The sequence below is a fragment of the Streptomyces sp. DF42 genome (assembly GCF_058267695.1).
On the sequence record NZ_CM177859.1, the window covers coordinates 8,839,812 to 8,859,974 of the forward strand.

The following is a 20,163-nucleotide window of genomic DNA, read 5'->3' on the forward strand; positions in this document are numbered from 1 at the left end:
CGGTCGGGCCTGTCGCACAACGCCGGTCGGCCCACGCAAAAGCCATGCGCGACCATCGACCCGAGTGCGGTATGGTTTCCATGCACGTTCGGCGGGGGGAAACCCCAGGTCAGACGGGCATCGGGACGTGGCGCAGCTTGGTAGCGCACTTGACTGGGGGTCAAGGGGTCGCAGGTTCAAATCCTGTCGTCCCGACTTTACGAAGTCGCAGTCCAGGGGCCGTTTCAGAGGAGATCTGAAACGGCCCCTGGACCATTCTCGGGGACCAGGTGGGGACCAGCGCACTTGGCGGGGCTGAAGCGCACCTTGACCCGGTCAAGGTGCGCCATGCGGTCCGTTGACGTGCGCACTTTCCGCTCTCCGCGGGCCGACGCCGGTACGGCCACGTCCATCCAACGCCCCTGCCGGGAGCGGCCTGTGCTCGTGTCTGTGTTCCGGGTCCCGGCCGATGGAGATGCACCAACCTGACGTTGCTGGGCATGCGGTTGGTGTGGGTTGTCGGTCGTGTTCTTGTCCGGGTCGTGGGCGGTTGTCGGGGCGCAAGGTCATCTGTCGGCGGGTGACTTCGAGGTTCGTCAGGACGAGCAGAGCACGCATCAGCGTGGTGGCGTGACGGATTCCCAGGTGGACCTTGATGAGGATGCGCCAGTTTTTCCGGTGCGCCAAGGTGTGTGCGCAGACTGCCCACGCTGCCCCTTTGGTACGGCATTGGCTGCGCCTGTCCATGCTGCTGGCCCCGTGTCGTCCGGGTCACGTCCGTGGACGTGACCGATGCTGCGGCCCTTCGGGCGTCCATCAGATCTCTGAACACGCTCGCGGTCACCAGGAGGACGGAGGTGAGGTGCGGGTGACCACGGCAGGAAGCCGCCCGCTCTCGATCACCTGCCGCGGCAGTGACCGTCCGAAGTGCTCACCGACGACCGTCACCACCCGACGCGTCTGTTGGAAGGGGACAGCTCCTCGTCCGCGCCGAGCAGGTCATCGATGGAGTCTTCCGGCGGGATGACTCCGGCCGCTTCCAGCGCCGGGCGCACCAGTCCGGCTGGGCTCCGGCGGGGTCGTAGCCGACCCTCAAGTCGAAGTGCAGCCGCACCTCACCGCCGGCGAGCTACCTGAAGAAGGAGGGTGGATCGTCTGGCCGTGGTTCGAGGATCAGGGCCTCGGCGCCGCTGGACGCTGCCGGGTCCAGGGCCCAGTGGTTGGGCGATTGGGTGCGATATGTGCTTGATCTTGCTTTATGTGGCCTTTAGTGTTCGCTGGCAGTAAACGCTGCGAGGTCCGAGCCCCGTGCCACCGTCCGGAAGAGAGGTGTGGAGCACGTGCACGCGAAGTGCGGCTGCCGGCCCGTTTCGGGTCAGAAGGGACGCCCCAGGGGGACGCGATGGCTGCGGGCGTTCGCCGTACTGCCGTTGCTTGCGTCGGTTCTCGCTGCTTGTGGCAGTGACGAGGGCTCCGGCAGGCCCACCCTCAACTGGTACAACTTCCCCGACGACTCCGGTGCGCTGCAGAAGGCGGCCGACCGGTGCAGCCAGGCGTCGGGCGGCCGCTACAGGATCAGCTACAACAAGCTCCCGCGCGCCGCGGACGGCCAGCGCCAGCAGCTTGTCCGCAGGCTCGCCGCTGAGGACGACTCGCTCGACATCCTGGGCCTGGACGTCACCTGGGCGGCGGAGTTCGCCGAGGCACGCTGGATCCGGGAATGGACGGGGGCGGCGAAGCAGCAGGCCATCAAGGGCACCCTGCGCGTACCGCTGCAGACCTCGACCTGGAAAGGCAAGCTGTACGCCGTCCCGTACAACACCAACACCCAGCTCCTTTGGTACCGCAAGGATCTGGTGCCCACCCCGCCCAGGACCTGGGCCGAGATGCTGGCCCTGGCCGGCGCCCTCGCCCGCCAGGGCAAACCGCACTTCGTGGAGATCCAGGGCGCCCAGTACGAGGGCCTGACCGTCTGGTTCAACACGCTGATCAACAGTGCGGGCGGCTCCATCCTCAACGCGAGCGCGACCGAGCCCTCCCTCGGCCCTCCTGCCGTGCGGGCCGCCGGGATCATGCGTGACCTGGCGAACTCCCCGGCCGCGGACCCCTCCCTGCCCAACCAGATGGAGGACCAGAACCGCCTCGCCATGGAGTCGGGGACGGCGGCGTTCGAGCTCAACTACCCGTTCGTCTATCCGTCGATGAAGGCGAACAACCCCGCACTGTTCAAGAGCTTCCGCTGGGCGCCGTACCCCCGGGTCGACGCGAACCGCCCGGCGCGGCCCACCATCGGCGGCATCGATCTGGCCGTGAGCGCCTACTCCCGCCACCCGGACCTGGCCTTCGAGGCGGCCCTGTGCCTGCGCAACCGGGAGAACCAGCTCACCGCCGCGATCGAGGGCGGTCTGCCGCCCACCCTGCGCGCCCTGTACGACGAGCCCGCCTTCATGAAGGAGTACCCCTTCTCCCGGGAGGTGCTGGACGCCCTGCAGTCGGCGAGCGTGCGCCCGATCACTCCGGCCTACCAGAACGTGTCGATCGCGGTCTCCCACACACTGTCTCCGCCGTCCGGGATCAAACCGGTGAGCTCGGTCAACACCATCAGGGACCAGATCGACGATGCCCTGCGATCCGAGGGTGTGATCCCGTGAACCACCACTTCCCGCACCACTTTGCCGCCCGATGCCGCAGCGCGCGGGCCTCGTCCTCGGACGGCCCGAGATGAGCACGCGGGCGCAACCGGCCGGAACCCCGCCGCCCCCCGAGGCGGAGACCGAGCAGACCGGGCCGGACCGGGCGGCACTCTCGGCGGGCGCCAGGCAGGAGCGGCGGCTCGGCTGGCTGCTCTGCGCGCCCGCCGTCGTCGTCATGATCGCCGTGACCGCGTACCCCATCGGGTACGCCATCTATCTGTCCCTCCAGCGGTACGACCTTCGCTTCCCCGGACAGGCCGAGTTCGTGGGCCTGAGCAACTACGGGGCGGTGCTGTCCTCCCCGTTCTGGTGGGACGCCTTCTGGGTCACGCTGTTCATCACCGCCGTGTCCGTGGCGATCGAACTGGTCCTCGGCATGGGGCTCGCCCTGGTGATGCACCGCACGATCTTCTGGCGCGGCACCGTACGCACCTCGATCCTTATTCCGTACGGGATCGTCACCGTCGTCGCCGCCTTCTCCTGGCAGTACGCCTGGACCCCGGAGCTGGGATACCTCGCCGGGCTGCTGCCCAGCGGAGACGCGCCCCTGACCGAGCAGTGGCCCGCCCTCTGGCTGATCATCCTCGCCGAGGTGTGGAAGACGACGCCGTTCATGGCCCTGCTCCTGCTCGCGGGCCTCGCGCTCGTCCCCGAGGAAACGCTGAAAGCGGCCATGGTGGACGGTGCCACCGCCTGGCAGCGCTTCACCAAGATCATGCTGCCGCTCATGAAACCGGCCGTCCTGGTAGCACTGCTCTTCCGCACGCTGGACGCGTTCCGGATCTTCGACAACATCTACATCCTGACCGCCGGCGCCCAGGACACGGGCTCCCTGTCGATCCTCGGCTACGACAACCTGTTCACCGCGCTGAACCTGGGCATCGGGTCGGCGATCTCGGTCCTGATCTTCATCTGCGTCGGGATCATCGCCTTCGCCTTCGTCAAGCTGTTCGGCGCCGCCGCACCCGGCGCGGAGGTGAAGCGCTGATGGCCGCCGTAGGAAAGACGCATGCCGCCCGATGGGGCGTCCTGAACGTGGTGGTGGTGCTGTACGCCCTGTTCCCGGTGTGGTGGATCGCCGCGCTGTCGTTCAAGGATCCCAGCACCCTCACGGACGGCGACTACATCCCCAGGGACTGGACCCTGGAGAACTACCGGGGCATCTTCGACACCTCCGAGTTCACCCGCGCGCTGATCAACTCGATCGGTATCGCCCTGATCGCCACGGTGATCGCGGTGGCACTGGGCACCATGGCCGCCTACGCGGTGGCCAGGTTGCGCTTCCCCGGCAAGCGGGTGCTCATCGGCATGTCACTGCTGATCGCCATGTTCCCCCCGATCTCCCTGGTGTCACCACTGTTCAACATCGAGCGGATCATCGGGATCTTCGACACCTGGGTCGGGCTGATCATCCCGTACATGACCTTCTCCCTGCCGCTCGCGATCTACACCCTGTCGGCTTTCTTCCGGGAGATCCCCTGGGATCTGGAGAAGGCTGCCAAGGTCGACGGGGCGACGCCCGCGCAGGCATTCCGGATGGTCATCGTGCCGCTGGCCGCGCCGGGCGTGTTCACCACGGCCATTCTCGTGTTCATCTTCTGCTGGAACGACTTCCTGTTCGCGATCTCGCTGACTTCCACCGAGTCCGCGCGCACTGTGCCGGCCGCGATCGCGTTCTTCACCGGGAGCTCCCAGTTCCAGCAGCCCACAGGGTCGATCGCCGCCGCCGCTGTCGTCATCACCATCCCGATCATCGTTTTCGTCCTGTTCTTCCAGCGGCGGATCGTCGCCGGACTGACCTCCGGGGCAGTCAAGGGGTGAACGGGCCGACCGCGGCAGACAGGCCACCGGTCCGGGACACCGACCGCAGTGCTCGGACCCGGAAGGCATCAAGGCAAGGAGGCACCATCCATGGCCGAGATCATCCTCGAGGGAGTCACCAAGCGCTTTCCCGACGGGGCCCTCGCTGTGAAGGACGTGGACCTCGAGATCGCCGACGGGGAGTTCGTGATCCTGGTCGGTCCGTCGGGATGCGGCAAGTCCACCACCCTGAACATGATCGCCGGACTTGAGGACATCACCGAGGGCACCCTGCGCATCGGAGACCGGGTCGTCAACGACCTGGCTCCCAAGGAACGCGACGTCGCCATGGTGTTCCAGAGCTATGCCCTGTACCCGCACATGAACGTCCGGGAGAACATGGGCTTCCCGCTGCGCCTGGCCAAGGTGGACAAGGACACCATCAACGCCAAGGTGACGGAAGCCGCCCGGATCCTCGACCTCACCGAGCACCTGGACCGCAAGCCCGCCAACCTCTCGGGCGGTCAGCGCCAGCGGGTGGCCATGGGGCGGGCGATCGTCCGTGATCCCAAAGCGTTCCTGATGGACGAGCCGCTGTCCAACCTGGACGCCAAACTCCGGGTACAGATGCGCACTCAGATCTCCCGGCTGCAGCGGAGCCTCGGCACGACCACCGTGTACGTCACCCACGACCAGACCGAGGCGATGACGCTCGGCGACCGCGTCGTGGTCATGAGACAGGGCCTGGTCCAGCAGATCGGCACACCTGCCGAACTGTACGACTTGCCGCGCAACATCTTCGTCGCGGGCTTCATCGGCTCCCCGGCGATGAACTTCCTGAACGCCACTTTCGAGGGTGGTGCCCTGCGCTCGCCCCTGGGCGACCTGATCCTCGACGACCGTACGAGGCAGGCGCTGGAAAGGCAGAACGCGCCCCGTGAGGTCATCGTCGGGCTACGACCGGAGGCATTCGAGGACGTGGCCGTGTCACACGACCGGGATCGGACGGGCCCGGTCTTCACCGCCACCGTGGAGGTACTGGAGTCGCTGGGCTCCGATGTGTACGTCTACTTCACCGCGGAAGGCGGGCCCGCGACGACCGCCGAACTGGAGGAGCTCGCCAAGGACTCGGGCCTGCGTGACACCGGCGCCGACACTCATCACATCGTGGCCCGCCTGGACGCCGCCACGCGTGCCCGTGAGGGCGAACCGGTAGAGCTGCAGGTCGACATCGCCAAGGCTCACGTGTTCGACCCGGCGACCGGAGCGAACCTCACGCATCCAGTGAGGGCGGACTGACGATGCACCACACAGGGCGCGATCCGCATCCATGTACCCGGCGACTCAAGAGGCGGCTGGTCTTTGCCGACTGTGCAGGTGTCCCGGACAGGGGTGTTCCCTGTGGAGGGGGCGCGTGGTGTTCAGGCGCCACCGGCGGCCGGTGCAAGACGCTGTTCTGAAGCGGCTTGGGGACCAGTGGGGGACCACACGGCGCGCGCGATGGCGCAAGACGGAGGCTGCTGCACACAACTTGTGCCCATATTAAGTCTGTTATATCCAGAAAATACCCCAAGCTCTCACTCCTGGGGGTCAAGGGGTCGCAGGTTCAAATCCTGTCGTCCCGACTGGAGACAGTCGCAGGTCAGGGCCGGTTTCGGAGGCATCCGAAACCGGCCCTTGATCATTCTTGGGGCCAGTTGGGGACCGGGGTCCTTGACCGAGGTCAGCGGGTCACGACGATCGGGCTCGGCAGCGAGCGCGGCGCGCGCAGCACGCATCGTGCCTTCCGGCCGTCCACCTTCGCGGCGCCTGCTCGCTCGACTCGGGGCACCTGCGCCACTCTCTTCCCTCCTGTGTGCGCACCCGTGCTCGCGCTCCGCAGCGTGGGCCCGCACGCTCCCGGGGGCCGTCGTGGCGTACGGCCATGCCGTGGGCCGCGAGCGCGGCGGTGCGCTGAGACTGCACTCAGGCACTCGGCATGCTCACCGGGTCCTGCCCGATGTCTCCTCCCCGCTGCGGCGCCTGCTGGGCGAGTTGGGGCGGGTCGCGGTTCTGGGCGTCGAGGACCCACGGCGCCCTGTGGTGCCGTTCTCGGATCTCCGCGTCCGGTGGCTGGCCCATGTCGCGCAGGGCGCAGGCTGTCTCGTGGGCCAGGGAAGCTTCCTCCGCGTGACGCTGAGTCCCATGACGGAGGACTGTCAAAACCACCTGCCTTTCATCGGTGGTGCCCACTTTGTGTTATCGCCCGCTCCGTATCACGTCTCCCTACCCAGGCACTGTCCCCACAAGAGCCCAAGGAACGACACAGTGACACTTCAGATCAGCCGACGCACCATGCTCAAAGCCGCGGGAGCGGCGACCGGCGCGGTCGGCATCGGCACGGGCGTGGCCGCTTCCCCCGCGACGGCGGCGCGCACATCCTTCGCACACCCCGGGATGCTCCACACCCGGGCCGATCTCGAGCGCATGGCCGCCAAGGTGAAGGCGGGCGCCGCCCCCTACACGGCGGGTTTCGCCAGGCTCACCGCCAACCGCCACTCGCAGAGCACATACCTGCCCAACCCGCAAGCGACCCCGGCCCGGGGAGGGAGCTACGTCCAGAACTACGGGGCTCTCTACCACGACGCCCACGCCGCCTACCAGAACGCGCTGCGCTGGAAGATCACCGGCGACACCGCACACGCCGACACCGCACGGGACATCTGCAACGCCTGGTCGGGGACGCTGACGGGCATCGCCGGAGGCTCCGAAGTCGTGCTCATGGCTGGCATCCAGGGGTACCAGTTCGCCAACGCCGGCGAGCTCATGCGCGGCTACCCCGGCTTCGACCTGGCCCGTTTCCAGGACATGCTGGTCAACCACTTCTATCCGATGAACCACGACTTCATGAACCGCAAGACCAATTGCATCGGCCACTACTGGGCGAACTGGGACCTGTGCTCGATGGCCTCGGTCATGGCCATCGGGATCCTCTGCGACGACCGGGCCAAGTTCAACGAGACGGTCGACTACTTCTACCACGGCGCAGGCAACGGCGCGCTGAACAAGGCGATCCCCCACGTCTACGGCAACGACCTGGCCCAGTGGCAGGAGAGCGGGCGCGACCAGGGCCACAGCCTGTTGGGCATCGGCCTGATGGGCACCATCTGCGAGATGGCCTGGAACCAGGGCGTCGACCTCTACGGCGCGGAGGACTCCAAGTTCCGCAAGGCGTGCGAGTACGTCGCCCGGTACAACCTCGGCCACGAGGTGCCCTACACCTCCTACACCTGGACAAACGGCGTGCACTGCTTGAACACGGAGGAGACCGCCATCTCCGAAGGCGGCCGTGGCGGTGGGCGCCCGGTCTGGGCGCGGGTCTACAACCACTACGCCAACAGGCGCGGCATGGCCATGCCGAACACCCGCGAGTTGGTGGCCCGCAGCGGGCCCGAGGGGGGCGGCGGCGACTACGGCCCGAACAGCGGCGGATTCGACGAACTCGGCTTCGGCACACTGGCGTACACCCGGGACAAGGCCGCCGCGGCCGAGGCGGCGGCCTCACCGTCCCCGTCGAAGTCGGCGGCCGCCAAGTCCGGTACCTCCGGAACGTCCGGTTCATCGAAGTCCTCGGCCGGGCAGTCCTCCGGGGACGTCAGCGCCCAGGGCGGAAAGAGCGACAAGGACCTGGCCGCCACCGGCGCCTCGGACCTCCCTCTGTGGACGGCGGCGACCGGCGTCACCGCGGTCGCCGGCGGCCTCCTGCTGCTTCGCCGCCGCGGCCAGGCCCCCCGCGACGCGGAGTGACACCCGCGGTGACACAAGAAATCCGGTGACTGACCGCAGTCGGGCTCCCTACGCGCGCCTGGGTGTGAGTGGAGCTGCCGGGGTGGGGCCCGGCACTCCGCCGCTCCGCCGCAAAGTCGCATCCAAGATCTCCACCGCGCATGCGTGGGCAGCGAATACTGACGGAAAGACTCCGCAGATGCCGCTCGCCTCATCGAGGGCATCCCCGCCGCCGTACCGGCGTTCGACCACCCGCTGCCGGAACTCTGGGGCGGCGACGCCCGCACGGACACTCCCGTGCCCGCCCCCTCTCCGGCCGCCTGCCGACCACAAGCCCGGTCGGCCGCAGCAGCCGTCGCCCTCATGACCGGGACGATCGGCCTCGATCCCGACGTCCCCACAGGCCGCATCCACTTCCGACCGACAGGCCCACGTCCCGTCGGCGCACTCACCGACTCGGGAAAACGGCTCGACATCACCATCGACTCCGGCGGCCGGATCGAGTCGGTAACAGCCCCTGCGGAACTGATCGTCGAACAACAGTGGCGCTGCGGTCCTGAAGATCCCGCCATCCGAGCCGTAGGCGGTCATTGCCGGCGGCACCTGGACACCTGACACCGCCGCCGGTGCTACGCCCTCAGGCCGGGCCGGCCAGTCTCTGCCGCAGGGCGTCGTTGCCGGCGTGGTGGACGACCTCGTCGAAGCTCAGCCGCAGCCCGCGCTCGGCCGGCAGGCCGTCAGGAACCGGACGCCACCTGACTATGCCGAAGCCCTGATCGCGACGGAGTGTCCTGAGCTCGGGCGAGACTGCCGGACTCGTACCCACGCCTCTGCCCGTCCCCGATGGCCGCTCCTCGGCGGAGGCCCTAGCGTCGACACCATGCACTCGCCCCGCAGCGAGCCGGCCGTGGACACGGTGCCCGCTCTGTCCGCCGGACCGGTCGCGCTGGCCTGGCTGACGCAGTTCCTTGTGGGAACCGATCTCTTCGTGGTGGCGCCGCTGCTCCCTCATATCGCCACGTCGTTCGATGTCTCCGCAGCCAGTACCGGCCTGCTGGTCACGGCCTTCTCCATCGCCTACGTGGTGGCCTCACCCTTCGCCGGCTGGGTCTCCGACCGATGGGACCGCGCCACGGTACTCGTCGTCGCTCTGGTGCTGTTCTCTGCCTCGAACGTCGGCACCGCCCTGGCGCCGGGTTTCGGTGTGCTGCTGGTCGCCCGCGTCGTGGCGGGCCTTGCCGCCGCCGCGACCGGCCCGACGGTGTACGCCCTGGTCAGCACCCGTGCGCGGCCTCAGGCACGGGCGCAGGTGCTGGCCGTGGTGGGATCGGGTCTGCTGACCGCCCTGTGGGTGGGCGCGCCGGCCGGGTCGCTCCTGGGGCGGTACGTGGGCTGGCAGGCCGCATTTGTCATCCTGGCGGCGGGCACGTTCCTTCTGGCCTTCCCGCACGCTTTCGTCTGGCGCGCTGTTCCGGTCCCGGCGGCACTCTCCCCGCCCAGCGCACCCCACAGTTCCGGGCGGCCCCGTACAGGCGTCGCGGTGTCCGCCGTAGCGGTGACGAGCCTGTGGGCATTCTCCGTGTACAGCCTCTACACCTTCCTCGCCGTCGCCCTGCATTCCGACGGCAGGGCCACCGCGGTGACGTGGCTGCTGGTCGTCTACGGCGTCGGCGCCGTCGTCGGCGGGCAGGTCGGTGGCCGGATCGCGGACCGGGCCGATGCCGTGCGGGTCACCGGGACGGCGCTGGCGCTGACGGCAGCGCTGGAAGCCGTCGTCGCCCTGGTGTTCTCCGCCACCTGGGCGTTGGCCTGCGCGTTGGCCCTGTTCGCGTTGGCTGCCTACGCCTTCTTCCCCGCCCAGCAGCGCCACTTGGTCGACATGTTCCCCGAGCGGGCGACCGCGATGCTGTCGTGGAACAACAGCGCGCTGTTCGTGGGCCTGTCCCTGGCCGGCGCCGTCGGTGGCCAGATCGTGCATGCCCTGGACTACCAGGCGTTGCTGTACATCGGCGCCGCCGTGGCCGTACCGGCGTGTCTTGTCGCCCGTGGCCGGCCGGCCCGGCCCCGCGGGGAGGAGGGAGGGCCATGAAGGACGCGCCGGTTCCGGGCACGTGCCGTGCGCGCCGCCTGACGGCCCGCGCCGAGTCCCGGCGGTGACAATTTCGCTTGCCGGAGAGTGATCACCACATCTACGGTCGGTCGCATGGCGGACGACGAACTCACGCGCGCGGAACGGCTGCTGGACGCCCAGGCCAAGGCCGAACGGCTCTTCGCGGAGATCGACGAGCGCGGTCTCGTCGCGCCGGGCGAGGGGGAGCGGGCGGTCAGCGACCGGATCCGGGACCTGGCCAATGAACTGTTCGGCACGACCCGGCACTGGCACAAGCGCATCGTGCGCTCCGGGCCGAACACGCTCATGCCGTACCGGGAGAACCCGCCGGACCGGGCGATCGGCGCGGACGACATCGTGTTCGCCGACTTCGGCCCGATCTTCGAAGAATACGAGGCCGACTTCGGACGGACCTTCGTCCTCGGCGACGACCCGGACAAGGGGCGGCTGAGGGACGACCTGGCGAAGGTCTTCGCGGCCGGCAAGCAGTACTTCGGCCGCAATCCGGAGATCACCGGGCAGCAGCTGTACGACGAGGTCGAGCGGCTGGCCGCCGCGTGCGGGTGGCAGCTGGGCGGCTGGCACGCCGGGCACCTGGTCGGCGAGTTCCCGCACGAGACGATCGACGGCGCGGACACGGAGTCGTACATCACCCCCGCCAACGACACCCCGCTGCGCCGCACCGACAAGGCCGGGCGCCGCTGCCACTGGATCCTGGAGATCCATCTCATCGACCGGGAGCGGGAGTTCGGCGGCTTCTACGAGGAACTGCTCACCCTCGGCTGAACCCGCACGGGCGGTGTCGGCACAGGCCGAAGGCCCCTCCGTCGACGAGGATGAGCAGCCCGAGGGCGATCAGGAGAAGCGGGAGCGGCGGGAGCAGGACGGGTCCCCACCTGCTGAGCGCGTCGGCGATGACCGGACGCGTCGCGAAGAACCGGCCCGCCGCCACATCGGGCCGGCCCGGGTCGGCACCTCACGTGAGACGCCGAATCCGGACCGAGCCCGGGGACCGTGCCGCGCCCGGGAACCGCCCCGCACCCAGCCCCCGAGCTCAGGCTCAGTTCATGCGCTGCTCAGGCTCTGCAAAGATCCCGCTAGTCCACGTCCACCGGGCCGTCGTCCGTCTTGCGGTCCTTGCCCGAGCGGAGCTGGAGCAGGCCGTTGGCGCTGCTCTCGTCGGGGCGGCGGTTTTCGTTGGCGTCCTGGTTGCCAAGGTTCTGGCGGACGGAGTCGAGGATGGTCAGGCCCTGGGACACCAGGCCCGCGGCGATCTCGCCCAGGCCGTCAGCGCCGTTGAGGACGTTGACGTTGGCCCCGGCCAGACCGCCGGCCGCCTCCTTGACGATCTGCGGGAGCTGGTCGATCAGCATCCGGTCGAGCGCGACCCGGTCGTAGGAGGCAGCCGCCTCCGCCTGGATCTTCATGCGCTGCGCGTCGGCGGCGGCGAGTACCCTGATCCGCTCGGCCTCGGCCTCGGCGGGCTTCACGATCTCGGCCACCAGCTGCTGCTGACGCAACTTCGCCTGCCGCTGGGCCAGTTCGGTCTGGGCGGCGAGCACCTCCTGCTGGGCGTGCGCCTGAGCCAGCGGTCCGGCCTGAGAGGCCTGCGCCTGGGCGCGGTCCACCTCGGCCGAGTACTCCGCCTTGACGACGGCCGTCTGCCGGGCGTACTCGGCCTGCTTGCGGGCCGCTACCTGCTCCGCCTCGACCGAGGCCTGCGTGGCCTGGGCCTGGGCGATCTGGGCCTGCCGCTGGATGGCCGCCTTGTGGGGCGCGGACATCGCGTCGATGTAGCCGGCGTCGCCGTCGTCGATCGACTGGATCTGCAGCGAGTCCACGATCAGACCGATCTTCGCCATCTCGGTCTTCGAGGTGTCCAGCACCTCCGCGGCGAGCTTCTGCCGCTCGGTGACGATCTCCTCGACGGTCATCGAGCCGATGATCGACCGCAGGTGACCGGCGAAGATCCGGCCGGTCAGGACCGACATCTGCTCCTGGTCGGAGAGGAAACGCTGGCCTGCGTTGATGATGCTCTCGTGGTCGTTGCCGACCTTGAAGGCGATGACCGCGCGGACGTGCAGCGCGATGCCCTGCCGGGTCACACAGGTCTCGGTGACCTCGGCCTCACACATCGACAGGGTCAGGAAGCGGGTCTTGCGAAAGAACGGGATCACGAACTTTCCGTGCCCCGTCACCACTCGGAACGGCGCGCCCCCCAGTCCCCGCCGCCCGCCCGAGATCAACATCGCCTCGTCGGGAGCGGGAACGCGGTATCCGAACATGCTGCTTACTCCTCAATCTGCGCCCACGGCGTCGCCGCCGAGCGCGTCCAATGGATCCACCCACTCGATGACGTTGACCTCACGACATCCACGCGACTCGATCACGAGCACTGTCGCCCCCGTGGGCAGGGGATCTTCGGACCAGGCGAGAAAGGTTTCGGAACCGCCCCTGACCCGGACCAGGACCTCGCCGGGGCCCGCGGATCCGCGGGTTGCGATGAGTACTGCGCCCGTGCAGCCGATCACGGCTTCGTCCTGCGGCATCATGGCCGCTCCTCTATGTTCTGGCCCACGATTCAGACGATAGACCTACCTGGGTCGGAGACCCAACGGGCCCGCCGGTTCCGACCTCGTCACAGGGACGTATCGTCTCTGTCCGGCGGGGAGTTCGGCCCGCGCGTCATGATCGATCCCCGTCCACGACGGCTTCTGCCTCCCGTGCATCAGCTGCTTGTGTCCTGCCTCTGGCCCCGGGGACATACCGAACGGTATACAGGCTCCGTCGCGTGTGACGCCCGCGCCCCCTGGTGCCGGCTCCGCGCGACGTCCATGTCTCAGGGGCCTCAGGGGGAGGATTCGCATGGCGGACGACACGGGTTCGGGCACAGCTGGGAGACGTCGGCGGCGCGGGATCGCGATGGGGGCGGCACTCGGCGGCTGTGCCCTCGTCGCCGTATCGACGACTCCTGCCGCGGCGCACGGCCAGGGAGGCGGCCGCGACACGCGTTACGTGTCGCTCGGGGACTCGTACACGGCGGGCCCTCTCATCCCGACGCAGGTGGACGCGAACTGCGCCCGCTCCGATCACAATTACCCCTCGATCGTGGCGGCGGAGCGCAGGGTGACCGCGTTCAAGGACGTGAGCTGCAGCGGAGCGACGACCGAGAACATGTGGAAGGCGCAGGGCACCAACGACCCGCAGCTGAACGCGCTGCACCGGGACACCGATCTGGTGACGGTCCAGATCGGCGGCAACGACGTCGGATTCGGCCCCATCATCGGCACCTGCGCTCGTCTCGGCCCCCAGGATCCGACGGGGGACCCGTGCCGGCGCTACTACGCCTCCTCCGGGATCGACCAGCTGGCGGTCAACATCGCGCAGACGGCGCCGAAGGTCGACGCGGTGCTGCGGGCCGTGCACGCCAGGGCGCCGCACGCCCGGGTGCTCGTCGTCGGCTACCCGGACCTGCTGCCCGACGACGGAAGCGGCTGCTACCCCTCGGTGCCGTTCGCGGCGGGGGACTTCCCCTATCTGCGGGACACCGGCAAGCGACTGAACCTGATGCTTCGCCTGGTCGCCGAGTGGAACCGAGCCAAGTACGTCGACACGTACGGGCCCACGCGGGGCCACGACATGTGCAAGGCGCCCGCGGACCGCTGGATCGAACCACTCCAGCCGGCCTCACCCGCCGCTCCCGCGCACCCGAACGCCAAGGGCGAGGAAGCGATGGCGCGTGCCGTACTCGAACGTCTGGGCAAGGGGCACGGCCGTCGCTGAGCGGTGTGCCGCCGATGTTCGTCGGCATTGGTGTGACGTTGGGTACGGGGCGGAATGAAAGGTGCTGAACGGGCAACGTTCCCCTTCATGCCCCGTTTCACGCCCCGTACTCACAGCCCCCGGCAGGTGATTCGATGACGACGGCGACCAGGGCCCCCCGGCCGACGTCCGTCACCGAAACCGCCGCCACCGCCACCACCGAGAGTCCTTCGGCCGCCGCGGCGCCCTCGCTGCCGTCCCTCACCGGGCTGCGCTGGGTCGCCGCGCTGCTGGTCTTCGGACTGCACGTGAACAACTTCCGCTATTTCGACGGCACCGCAGGCCGCGCGGTGAAATGGGCGTTCGGGGCCGGCGCCACAGGCGTGTCGTTCTTCTTCGTGCTGTCCGGCTTCGTCCTGACCTGGTCCGCCCGTCCGGGCGACCGTGCACCCGCGTTCTGGCGGCGGCGCATCGCGCGCATCCTGCCGGTGCACCTGGTCACCGCCGCGATCGCGCTGCTCATGGCCTACACGCTGGCCCACCAGACGAAGCCGACGCTGCGCCAAGGACTGGCCAACGTCCTGCTGGTGCATTCCTGGTGGCGCCCGTGGTGGCAGACCCTGGACCCGGTCAGCTGGTCACTGGCCTGCGAGGCCTTCTTCTACGCCGCCTTCCCGCTGCTGGCCCTCCTGCTGCGCCGGCTCGGCGGCCGGGGAGCGGCGGCGCTGGCCGGGGCGTCGGTGCTGGCGGTCCTGGCTCTGGCCTGGGTGGACACACACCACCGGCTCGGCCAGCCGATCGACTCCCTCCCCGCCGCGCGTCTGCCCGAGTTCGTCCTCGGGGCCGCCGTCGCCCGGCTGGTGCTGCTCGACCGGTGGCGCGGACCCGGCCTGGAGGCCTCGCTCGCCCTGGCGATCATCGGCTACTTCTTCGTCCCGCAGGTCACCGCCGGCTACCCGGCCACCACCTGCACCGTCATCGGCTTCGCGCTGCTCATCCCCGCGGCGGCCGTCGCGGATCTGCGCGGCCTGCCGTCGCTGTGGCGCCACCGGCGACTGGTACGGCTGGGGGAGCTCTCGTTCGCCTTCTACATGGTCCACCTGCTGGTCCTGCGGGCCGGGACCAACCTGCTCGGCGTCAAACCCCGCTACGGCGTGACGGAGGGCCTGACCGTCACCGCCGTCGCGTTCGCCGTCTCGCTCGGCCTGTCCTGGATCCTGTACGAGGCGGTGGAACGGCCCGCGAGACGTCTGCTGCTCCGCGGCCGCCACCGCACCGACACGCGCCGACCGGCCGTCCGGCAGCCGGACGCCCAGCACCCCGCCTCCCTGCCCCGCAGGGAGTGACGTGCTCTCTGCCCTGACCCTGCGCGCCCGGCGTTGCGGCGACGCCCGGCAGTGAGGTCCGGGTCCTCGCCGCTCGGCCGGCGGCCGGTACCTCGAGGGTGTCGTCGGCCGCGTGGTTCACCATGGCGGCCCGCGTCGCCGCAGCCGCCCCCGCCGCAGTGGCCCCCGTCGCCGCGGTACTCGAAGCGACAGGGCTCGTCAGCGACGGCCGGACGGCGGACAGGTGCGCGAGGTGGGCGGCTGGGCGGGGCTCGCCGACCGCACCGGCTGCGAACAGGCCTCGTCCGCGCCCACGCGGCTCAGACGCGCGGACGGGCAGCCGGTCCCGGCGACACCGTGACCTCTCGCGGGGAGAGCGCCGTGTGGTCGTCGGGGCACTCGACCACCACGCGGACCGGGGCGCCGCAGTCACGGTGCCGGATGTCCAGGACCGGCCCCTCGGGATCGCCGACATAGGTCTCGCCCCACTGCCGCAGGGCCACCAGGACGGGCCACAGGTCGCGGCCCTTGGGCGTGAGGCGGTACTCGTGCCGGGTCCGGCTGCCCTGCTCCTGGTAGGGGACGGCGGCGAGGATCCCGGCAGCGACCAGCTTGCGCAGCCGGTCGGCGAGGACCGCCTCGGAGAGTCCCATATGACGGCGGAAGTCGTCGAAGCGACGGACCCCGTTGAAGGCGTCGCGCACGAGCAGCAGCGTCCACTTCTCGCCGACCAGGTCGAGGGTGCGCTGGACCGTGCAGTTCTCGGTGCTCGTCTCGAGCCACTTCATACGGCCCATCGTAGGGCACCTGACTTCGTCATTGACAGTCAGCGGAGGAGACGGCTAGCTTCGAGAAGCAGAGTCAGAGGCCAGGGAGGAACGACAGCCGCATGGAACGCTCTCGTACGTACGACTGGGACGACCCCGCGATCTCGGCGGCCGCCGTCGGGCAGGGCTCCGGCCTGCACTTCCTGCGGGAGATACTCGCCGGTCGGCTGCCCGCGCCGCCGATCGCCGCCACCCTGGGCATGGACCTCGAAGAGGTGGACCACGGGCACGCCGTGTTCTCCGTGGTGCCGGGGGAGGAGCACTACAACCCCATCGGCAGCGTCCACGGAGGGATCTACGCGACCATGCTCGACTCGGCGGCCGGCTGTGCCGTCCAGTCCACCCTGCCGCAGGGCATGGCCTACACCTCGCTCGACCTGACCGTGAAGTTCCTGCGTCCGATCACGGCCGACACGGGCAAGGTCCGCGCCGTCGGCAGTGTCCTCAGCAGCGGCCGGCGCACCGCCCTCGCCGAGGCTCGGCTCCTCGACCCGACCGACCGACTCCTGGCCCACGCGACCAGCAGCTGCATGCTGTTCCCGGCACCGGCCGGCTGAGCCTCGACTTCCGTCGGCTCGGCCCTGTTGCCGCCGTTCGTCCACGCCGGACAGCAGGGTGTCCGAGCGTCCGACGGACAGGGAACCCATCCCTCCGCCGCCCACCCATTGCGGGCACGCCCGACACGCCAGAGTCTGGGAGCAATGCCGGGTCGGCAGGGCCTGTCCCAGGGAGGCGGCGATGGTGTCGGACAGCGGTGCGGCAGGTGCCGAACGGCAGCGGCTCCAGGAGGCCGACGCGGCCCGGGCGGCCTGGCGCCGGTGGGGCCCCTACCTCAGCGAACGCCAGTGGGGGACCGTCCGGGAGGACTACAGCCCCGACGGTGACGCCTGGTCGTACTTCACCCATGACCAGGCACGCTCCCGCGCCTATCGGTGGGGCGAGGACGGCATCGCCGGCGTCAGTGACGAGAAGCAGCGGCTGTGCCTCGCGCTCGCCCTGTGGAACGGCCGGGACCCCATCCTCAAGGAACGGATGTTCGGCCTGACCAACGCCGAGGGCAACCACGGCGAGGACGTCAAGGAGTACTACTTCCACCTCGACAGCACGCCCACCCACTCGTACATGAAGTATCTGTACAAGTACCCGCAGGGCGAGTTCCCCTACGCCGACCTCGTCGACACCAACAGGGCCCGCGGCCGCGGCGAATTCGAGTACGAGCTGCTCGACACCGGCATCTTCGACGAGGACCGCTACTTCGACGTCTTCGTCGAATACGCCAAACACGGCCCCGAGGACCTGCTGGTCGAGATCACCGCGCACAACCGAGGCCCCGACCAGGCCACCCTCCACCTGCTGCCGACCCTCTGGTTCCGGCACACCTGGTCCTGGGCCGGCCCCGCCGCCGTCCCGAGCCTGCACCAGACCGAGGACTCCGTCCGCGCCGATCACGAGGAACTCGGCCCACGCCGGCTGTACATCGACACCGACGCCCCCGTCCTGTTCACCGAGAACGAGACGAACAACGAGCGCGTCTTCGGCAGCCGGAACAGCACGCCGTACGTCAAGGACGGCATCGACCGCTACGTCGTCCACGGCGAGAGCACGGCCGTCAACCCCGCGCGGACCGGCACCAAGGCCGCCGTCCACCACGTGGTCTCCATCCCCGCCGGCGGCAGCGCGACCCTGCGGCTGCGGCTGGCCGACACCGAACTCGCCGACCCCTGGGCCGAGTTCACCGCCACGATTAAGGCACGGCGGGCCGAGGCCGACGCCTTCTACGAGGACGTGGTCCCGGACGGCATGGGCGAGGACGAGCGCCGCCTGGTGCGGCAGGCGCTGGCCGGAATGCTGTGGAGCAAGCAGTACTACTACCTCGACGTCGAGCGATGGCTGGCCGAGCACGGCGTCGACCCGCTCGCCGCCGATCCCGGCATCCGCAACAGCTCCTGGTACCACATGGTCAACGACGAGATCATGTCGATGCCGGACACCTGGGAGTACCCGTGGTTCGCGGCCTGGGACCTCGCCTTCCACACCGTCGCCCTGTCCATGGTCGACATCGGCTTCGCCAAGGGCCAGCTGGAGCTGCTCCTGCGCCGCCTCTCCCTGCACCCCAACGGCCAGATCCCCGCGTACGAATGGAACTTCGGCGACGTCAACCCGCCCGTCCACGCCTGGGCGGTCCTGTTCGTCCACGAACTCGAGAAGCACCGCACGGGGCACGCCGACCGCGCCTTCCTGGAGAACGCCTTCCAGAAGCTGACGAAGAACTTCACCTGGTGGCTCAACCGCAAGGACGTCGACGGCAACAACGTCTTCCGAGGTCGCCCGCGAGATCTCCGACCGGCACACCGCGACCTTCCTCGTCGGTCCGGACGGTCACCGGCCGGTGCACGGCGCACAGACCAAGTTCGCCAAGGACCCGCACTGGAAGGACTCATGACGGTCGTGTACGAGATCAACACCCTTGTCTGGCTGGGCGAGTTGAGCGGACGGTACGGGCGGCGGGTCACCCTGGGCGACGTACCCGCCGAGGTCTGGGACGAGGTCGCCCGGCCCGGCGTCGACACGGTCTGGCTGATGGGTGTGTGGCAACGCAGCCCGGCCGGCCTCGCGATCGCCCTGCGGAACGAGCCCCTTCGCGCCTCGTTCCGCGACGCCCTGCCCGACCTCACCGAGGCGGACATCGCCGGATCCCCGTACTGCGTACGCGACTACGTCGTCGACGCGACCCTCGGCGGACCGGCAGGGCTCGCCGAGGCCCGCTCGCAACTGGCCGCCCGAGGACTGCGGTTGATCCTCGACTACGTCCCCAACCACGTGGCCCCCGACCACCCCTGGCCCAACGCACGCCCGCACTGCCTGGTCCGCGGCACGCGCGACGACCTGGCCGGAGCGCCCGACGCCTTCGTCGAGGTCGCCGGGCAGATCTACGCCCGCGGCCGCGACCCGTACTTCGCACCCTGGCCGGACGTCGTCCAACTCAACGCCTTCAGCGACGACCTGCGCACGGCAGCCGTGGACACGCTCGTCTCCCTCGGCGACCAGGCGGACGGTGTGCGCTGCGACATGGCGATGCTGATGATGAACGACGTGTTCGCCAAGACCTGGGGGGACCGCGCCGGACCCCACCCCGCCGAGGACTTCTGGCCGTACGTCATCGAGCGCGTACGCGCGCACCACCCGGACCTCCTCTTCGTCGCCGAGGCGTACTGGGACCTCGAATGGGCCCTGCAGCAACAGGGTTTCGACCACTGCTACGACAAGCGGCTCTACGACCGTCTGCTCCACGAGGACGCCGCCTCGACCCGCAGCCACCTCCAGTCGGACCTCACCTACCAGCGCGGCCTGGTCCGCTTCCTGGAGAACCACGACGAGCCCCGTGCGGCCGCCGCCCTCCCCGACGCCCGCCACCGCGCCGCGGCCGTCACCGTCGCCACCCTGCCCGGCGCGACGCTCTGGCACGAGGGACAGTTCGAGGGCCGCCGGGTACGCCTGCCGGTGTTCCTCTCCCGCCGGCCGCAGGAACCGGCCGACGAGCGACTGCGGGAGTTCTACGGCCGGTTGCTCCCCGCGGCGGCCGCCGTGCGCGACGGCGACTGGCGCCTGCTCGCCACCACCGGCTGGCCGGACAACGACACCCACCGCACCCTCCTCGCCTGGAGCTGGACCGGACCCGGCACCCGCCACCTGGTGATCGTCAACCACTCCGACGCCCCGGCGCAGGGACACGTGCCCCTGCCTTGGCCCGACCTGGCCGGCCGCCCCTGCCGGCTGACCGACCTGCTCTCGGCACAGACGTACGACCGAGGCGGCGACGACCTTCTCGCCCCGGGCCTGTTCGTCGACCTGCCCGCCTGGCACACCCACGTACTGTCCCTGACCTGACCGGCGGCCGTGGT

16 protein-coding genes and 1 tRNA gene are annotated in these 20,163 nt (G+C 69.6%); 12 read left to right on the forward strand and 5 right to left on the reverse strand.

The genetic code is table 11. From position 1 onward, the window contains the following. Positions 1–121: 121 nt before the first annotated feature. The 5 genes from ACYUED_RS40670 (at position 122) to ACYUED_RS40690 (ending at position 5,771) form a co-directional block, all read left to right on the forward strand. Positions 122–195: transfer RNA gene (locus tag ACYUED_RS40670), tRNA-Pro, on the forward strand. Positions 196–1,319: 1,124 nt separating this feature from the next. Continuing rightward, positions 1,320–2,630, forward strand: a complete 1,311-nt coding sequence (locus tag ACYUED_RS40675; protein WP_491289415.1) for an ABC transporter substrate-binding protein — start codon at positions 1,320–1,322, stop codon at positions 2,628–2,630. 70 nt (positions 2,631–2,700) lie between these two features. After that, the gene (locus tag ACYUED_RS40680) at positions 2,701–3,660 is read left to right on the forward strand and encodes a carbohydrate ABC transporter permease (RefSeq protein WP_491294661.1); all 960 of its coding nucleotides are present in this window, start codon (positions 2,701–2,703) and stop codon (positions 3,658–3,660) included. Continuing rightward, positions 3,660–4,493: a carbohydrate ABC transporter permease gene (locus ACYUED_RS40685; protein ID WP_491289416.1), complete on the forward strand. Its 834-nt coding sequence runs from the start codon at positions 3,660–3,662 to the stop codon at positions 4,491–4,493. Before ACYUED_RS40680 ends, ACYUED_RS40685 begins: the two co-directional genes overlap by 1 nt. A gap of 90 nt (positions 4,494–4,583) precedes the next feature. After that, positions 4,584–5,771 (forward strand): ABC transporter ATP-binding protein, encoded by a 1,188-nt coding sequence (locus tag ACYUED_RS40690; RefSeq protein ID WP_491289417.1) that lies wholly within the window; start codon positions 4,584–4,586, stop codon positions 5,769–5,771. Positions 5,772–6,437: 666 nt separating this feature from the next. Here the strand turns inward: ACYUED_RS40690 and ACYUED_RS40695 are convergent. After that, entirely contained in the window at positions 6,438–6,593 is a 156-nt protein-coding gene (locus ACYUED_RS40695; protein WP_491289418.1) for a hypothetical protein, read from the reverse strand. A gap of 186 nt (positions 6,594–6,779) precedes the next feature. Here ACYUED_RS40695 and ACYUED_RS40700 point away from each other — a divergent pair, with 186 nt between their 5' ends. Continuing rightward, positions 6,780–8,258, forward strand: coding sequence for an alginate lyase family protein (locus tag ACYUED_RS40700; RefSeq protein WP_491289419.1), 1,479 nt, complete (start codon positions 6,780–6,782; stop codon positions 8,256–8,258). A gap of 616 nt (positions 8,259–8,874) precedes the next feature. On the opposite strand, the gene ACYUED_RS40705 is transcribed toward ACYUED_RS40700, so the two are convergent. After that, entirely contained in the window at positions 8,875–9,063 is a 189-nt protein-coding gene (locus ACYUED_RS40705; RefSeq protein WP_491289420.1) for a hypothetical protein, read from the reverse strand. Between the two features lie 54 nt (positions 9,064–9,117). Between ACYUED_RS40705 and ACYUED_RS40710 the strand changes: the two genes are divergently transcribed. Further along, positions 9,118–10,326: an MFS transporter gene (locus tag ACYUED_RS40710; RefSeq protein WP_491289421.1), complete on the forward strand. Its 1,209-nt coding sequence runs from the start codon at positions 9,118–9,120 to the stop codon at positions 10,324–10,326. A 114-nt stretch (positions 10,327–10,440) separates the two neighbouring features. Then, a complete protein-coding gene (locus ACYUED_RS40715; RefSeq protein ID WP_491289422.1) occupies positions 10,441–11,133 on the forward strand; it encodes a M24 family metallopeptidase in 693 nt (230 codons plus the stop codon). 311 nt (positions 11,134–11,444) lie between these two features. Here the strand turns inward: ACYUED_RS40715 and ACYUED_RS40720 are convergent, their stop codons facing one another. Both ACYUED_RS40720 and ACYUED_RS40725 read right to left on the reverse strand, forming a co-directional pair. Further along, positions 11,445–12,632 (reverse strand): flotillin family protein, encoded by a 1,188-nt coding sequence (locus ACYUED_RS40720; protein WP_491289423.1) that lies wholly within the window; start codon positions 12,630–12,632, stop codon positions 11,445–11,447. 12 nt (positions 12,633–12,644) lie between these two features. Further along, a complete protein-coding gene (locus ACYUED_RS40725) occupies positions 12,645–12,896 on the reverse strand; it encodes an NfeD C-terminal domain-containing protein (RefSeq protein WP_491294662.1) in 252 nt (83 codons plus the stop codon). 316 nt (positions 12,897–13,212) lie between these two features. On the opposite strand from ACYUED_RS40725, the gene ACYUED_RS40730 reads away from it, so the two are divergent. Together ACYUED_RS40730 and ACYUED_RS40735 are read left to right on the forward strand one after the other, a co-directional pair. Next, positions 13,213–14,130 carry an SGNH/GDSL hydrolase family protein gene (locus tag ACYUED_RS40730; RefSeq protein WP_491289424.1) on the forward strand — a complete coding sequence of 306 codons (918 nt, stop codon included), beginning with the start codon at positions 13,213–13,215 and terminating at the stop codon, positions 14,128–14,130. A gap of 134 nt (positions 14,131–14,264) precedes the next feature. Beyond that, the gene (locus ACYUED_RS40735) at positions 14,265–15,455 is read left to right on the forward strand and encodes an acyltransferase family protein (protein WP_491289425.1); all 1,191 of its coding nucleotides are present in this window, start codon (positions 14,265–14,267) and stop codon (positions 15,453–15,455) included. A 299-nt stretch (positions 15,456–15,754) separates the two neighbouring features. Here the strand turns inward: ACYUED_RS40735 and ACYUED_RS40740 are convergent, their stop codons facing one another. Further along, the gene (locus ACYUED_RS40740; RefSeq protein ID WP_491289426.1) at positions 15,755–16,222 is read right to left on the reverse strand and encodes a winged helix-turn-helix transcriptional regulator; all 468 of its coding nucleotides are present in this window, start codon (positions 16,220–16,222) and stop codon (positions 15,755–15,757) included. A gap of 101 nt (positions 16,223–16,323) precedes the next feature. Between ACYUED_RS40740 and ACYUED_RS40745 the strand changes: the two genes are divergently transcribed. After that, positions 16,324–16,818: a PaaI family thioesterase gene (locus ACYUED_RS40745; protein ID WP_491289427.1), complete on the forward strand. Its 495-nt coding sequence runs from the start codon at positions 16,324–16,326 to the stop codon at positions 16,816–16,818. 181 nt (positions 16,819–16,999) lie between these two features. Next, positions 17,000–20,149, forward strand: coding sequence for an MGH1-like glycoside hydrolase domain-containing protein (locus ACYUED_RS40750; RefSeq protein WP_491289428.1), 3,150 nt, complete (start codon positions 17,000–17,002; stop codon positions 20,147–20,149). Positions 20,150–20,163: the final 14 nt, after the last annotated feature.

Coding starts and splice junctions, on each gene's coding strand:
- ACYUED_RS40680 (WP_491294661.1), top strand. CDS start 2,701: ATGAGCACGCGGGCGCAACCGGCCGGAACCCCGCCGCCCCCCGAGGCG.
- ACYUED_RS40685 (WP_491289416.1), top strand. CDS start 3,660: ATGGCCGCCGTAGGAAAGACGCATGCCGCCCGATGGGGCGTCCTGAAC.
- ACYUED_RS40690 (WP_491289417.1), top strand. CDS start 4,584: ATGGCCGAGATCATCCTCGAGGGAGTCACCAAGCGCTTTCCCGACGGG.
- ACYUED_RS40695 (WP_491289418.1), bottom strand. CDS start 6,593: ATGGGCCAGCCACCGGACGCGGAGATCCGAGAACGGCACCACAGGGCG.
- ACYUED_RS40710 (WP_491289421.1), top strand. CDS start 9,118: ATGCACTCGCCCCGCAGCGAGCCGGCCGTGGACACGGTGCCCGCTCTG.
- ACYUED_RS40715 (WP_491289422.1), top strand. CDS start 10,441: ATGGCGGACGACGAACTCACGCGCGCGGAACGGCTGCTGGACGCCCAG.
- ACYUED_RS40720 (WP_491289423.1), bottom strand. CDS start 12,632: ATGTTCGGATACCGCGTTCCCGCTCCCGACGAGGCGATGTTGATCTCG.
- ACYUED_RS40725 (WP_491294662.1), bottom strand. CDS start 12,896: ATGCCGCAGGACGAAGCCGTGATCGGCTGCACGGGCGCAGTACTCATC.
- ACYUED_RS40730 (WP_491289424.1), top strand. CDS start 13,213: ATGGCGGACGACACGGGTTCGGGCACAGCTGGGAGACGTCGGCGGCGC.
- ACYUED_RS40735 (WP_491289425.1), top strand. CDS start 14,265: ATGACGACGGCGACCAGGGCCCCCCGGCCGACGTCCGTCACCGAAACC.
- ACYUED_RS40740 (WP_491289426.1), bottom strand. CDS start 16,222: ATGAAGTGGCTCGAGACGAGCACCGAGAACTGCACGGTCCAGCGCACC.
- ACYUED_RS40745 (WP_491289427.1), top strand. CDS start 16,324: ATGGAACGCTCTCGTACGTACGACTGGGACGACCCCGCGATCTCGGCG.
- ACYUED_RS40750 (WP_491289428.1), top strand. CDS start 17,000: ATGGTGTCGGACAGCGGTGCGGCAGGTGCCGAACGGCAGCGGCTCCAG.